Genomic DNA, 3,425 nt, shown 5'->3' with positions numbered 1-3,425 from the left:
CGAGCACTTTCCCGCCGTAGGCCCAGGCAGGGCCGGGAATCCATATGCAAAAAGCACACATTTTGTCGCTTAACCCGAAAGGTAACTGGTCCCCCGATTAAGGGTGTGATGCAGATTACTAACCATACTTAAAGTGATTGAAGAGTCTCTAGGTCGTGCTAACTTAAGGAATGGTCATATTTTTCATCTTGATGCTGTTTTGGTCTAGGAGGGCCAATGAAATCACCAACATATAAGAGCATCTTGGGGTTCTTGCTGACATTCCTATTGGTGTTTACGGGAGGTACTGCGCCGGTAGCGCGAGCCCTCCAAAACACTGATGTAATGTACCTGACCTTCACCCCGGATCCTGCGGTTGAAAAGCCGCTTACCACCTACCGTGTGGATTACTGGGCGCAGGGCGACAACAAGCAGCGGCAGATGTTCTCAAGTGTCTTGCCTAATGGCGACCTGTACGCGACTGTCGCAACGAAAGAACACCCCTTAAATTTCCAGGTGTATCGTACAGATACCCTTTCGCTCCAGCAGGGCGAGCAGGAAAACCGCATATGGGAGTCCGCAGTCTTTGAAGGCGTACAGACCGGTAACTCGGTGTATGCAAAGGCAGACGCATGCTCCTTCAGCTATAAGCCCGATGGGCCGTTCCGTACTGGAGCTCAGTGCGCATTGCAGGTGAGCTTCACCCCTGATCCTGCTGTCTCAGAAAGCGAGTACAACCTTTGGGTTTGGTACGGAGAGAATGACGGAACGTCAGTTCCCTTTACTGGAAAGAATGGGGCTGGGCAGCTTACTGCAGAAATCCCGTCCGTTGCTGGGCACGACAAGGTCAACTTGATTGTGCGTCGCTCGACTGCCGAGCGGGAGTGGGCGTGGCAATCGAAGGACCTGCGCGATGTCCCCACCACGGGGCATATAACTATTGATGCCGACAGCAGCTACGAGTTCACTCCTGCAGAGGAACCGAATGGGTTGTCAACGAAGGTTTCGCTCACCGTGCACTATGTGCGGCACGATAATAACTACGAAAACTGGAATGTGTGGACCTGGTTGCCGGATGAGGACGGGCATAGGGTAGATTTCACGGATGATCACACTGCTACCATCACGCACGAAAACCCCAAGGGGATCGAGAAAGTTGGTCTTGTAGTGCGGCGCTCGGATCCTGGTAATGAGTGGGCGTCGAAAAATAGTCCTGATGACCTTTATGTTTCGGACTTCCCGGATGGAAAAGCCGAGATCTGGCTAGTTGAGGGTGATTCCACGATTTATTACTCCAAGGACGACGTGCCACCGGCGCCTGAGGACAAGTGCTCTGCGTTGCACTCGAAAGAGTTTAACGAGAAGTATTTTTACGACGGCGAGCTCGGTGCGATCTACAGCCCGGATAAGACCACGTTTAGGGTTTGGGCACCAACGGCAAAGTCGGTAGAATTCGTAAACTACTCCGACGATGCTGCTGCGACTCCGATGAAGCGGGGTGAGCGCGGAACCTGGGAACTCACCCTCGATGGTGACAAGCAGGGCTTGGAGTACCGCTACCGGCTCACGTTTGAAAACGGAACAGTCAACGAAGCAATTGACCCGTACGCGCGGGCAGTGACTGCAAATGGAACACGCACCGTAGTTATCGATGCGGAGAAGACAGCCCCAAACAACTGGGACGGCAAGCGGATGGCACCGTTTTCTTCGATGCGCGACGCCATCATTTACGAGGCGCATGTGCGTGACCTGACCATCGGGCCTGACAACGGCATCACAAACAAGGGGAAGTTCCTGGGCCTGGCCGAAGCCGGGACCAAGACGCAGGCGGGTAACCTGTCCGGCTTGGATTACCTGAAGTCCCTCGGCGTCACCCATGTGCAGTTGCTGCCGATTTACGACTTTGGGTCCGTGGACGAGACCGGTGACTTGTCGTTTAATGCGCAGTACAACTGGGGCTACGACCCGCAGAATTACAACGTTCCTGAGGGCTCCTATTCGACGGACCCCCAGGACCCAAACGCGCGGATTGTGGAGCTGAAGTCCATGATCTCAACGCTGCACGACAACGATATTCGGGTCATTATGGACGTGGTGTACAACCACGTATACACCCCGGAAAACTCGCCACTGCAGCAGACGGTTCCCAACTACTTCTTCCGGATGGATTCGAACTGTAACTTCTTTGACGGGACCGGCGTCGGCAATGAAACTGCTTCAGAGCAACTGATGATGCGCAAGTACATCGTCGACTCTGTGACGTACTGGGCAAAGAACTATGGAATCGATGGGTTCCGTTTCGACCTTATGGGGATCCATGACGTTGAGACGATGAACGCCGTACGCGAAGCACTCAACGAGATTGATCCGTCGATCGTTATCCTCGGTGAAGGCTGGGAGATGGGGAACCATCCAGCCGGCGTACTTGGTGCGAACCAGAAGAACGCCGACAAACTGCCTGGCATTGCTTTCTTCAACGATCAGTACCGCGACACCGTCAAGGGCGACAACTTCGAGCTGACGCACACCGGCTTCATCAACGGAGCGAACCAGGAACACCGCTCGTGGGACTTGCTGAACAACATTAAGGGTGCCCAGCACGTGCGGGACTACCTCGGCCCGGAGCAGTCCGTGGTGTACAACGAGGCCCACGACAACTACACGATGTTTGACAAGCTCAAGGGCAGCATGCCGCACGCCTCTGATGGAGAGATCGCAAAGCGGCACACGCTGGGTACCGCCACGCAGTACTTGGCGAACGGTGCAGTGTTCATTCACGCGGGGCAAGAGTTCCTGCGCACGAAGTCGGGCGATCATAACTCGTATAAGTCGCCCGACGCAGTCAACGTATTCGACTACGACAGGGCGGCACAGTTCGCAAAGGAAGTTCAGTTCTTCCGCGACCTGAACGCGTTCCGTAAGCAGTACGATTTCATGCGCCTACCAAGCTATGAAGCGATCAACAGCAAGTACACTCACGAAATCACTGCGGAAGCAGACAGCATCAACACGAACCACGTGGGCTACACCGTGAAGGATGCATTTGCAGGTGATAGCGACGCCTTCGTGTACGTGAACGCTGCATCCGAACCATGGCAGGCCCCACTGCCTGCTGGCGAGTACGAAGTCATGATTCAGGGGATGGATGTTTACGGCGAGCCACGCGCTCTTTCCTCAACCGGAGAGGTTGCTGTTCCACCGTTGAGTATCATGCTGCTGCGAGAGACCCCTGAGCCTGAGACATCGCCGAACCCGACTACGAGCGAGGAGCCGAGTACGACTGCCAAGCCGGAGCCGAGCGTGAAGCCAAGCACGAGCGCGACCGCGAAGCCGAACCCGACTACGAGCGAGGAGCCGAGTACGCCCGCGAAGCCGGAGCCGACGACGACGGTGAAGAGTTCTACAAAGGCAGTGCCGTCACCGAGCACGTCTGTCAAGCCAACCAC

General features: G+C 55.3%; 1 protein-coding gene. It reads left to right on the top strand.

The genetic code is table 11. From position 1 onward, the window contains the following. Positions 1–216 precede the first annotated feature (216 nt). Positions 217–3,425 (top strand): type I pullulanase (gene pulA / locus QP802_RS11155; protein WP_284818905.1); only part of this gene is annotated, 3,209 nt, incomplete at its 3' end.

It is taken from the genome of Corynebacterium sp. UMB10119B, from assembly GCF_030228125.1.
GTDB lineage: Bacteria > Actinomycetota > Actinomycetes > Mycobacteriales > Mycobacteriaceae > Corynebacterium > Corynebacterium pseudogenitalium.
Note: the sequence above shows the minus strand (reverse complement) of the source record. Positions and strands in the feature narration are given on the sequence as shown.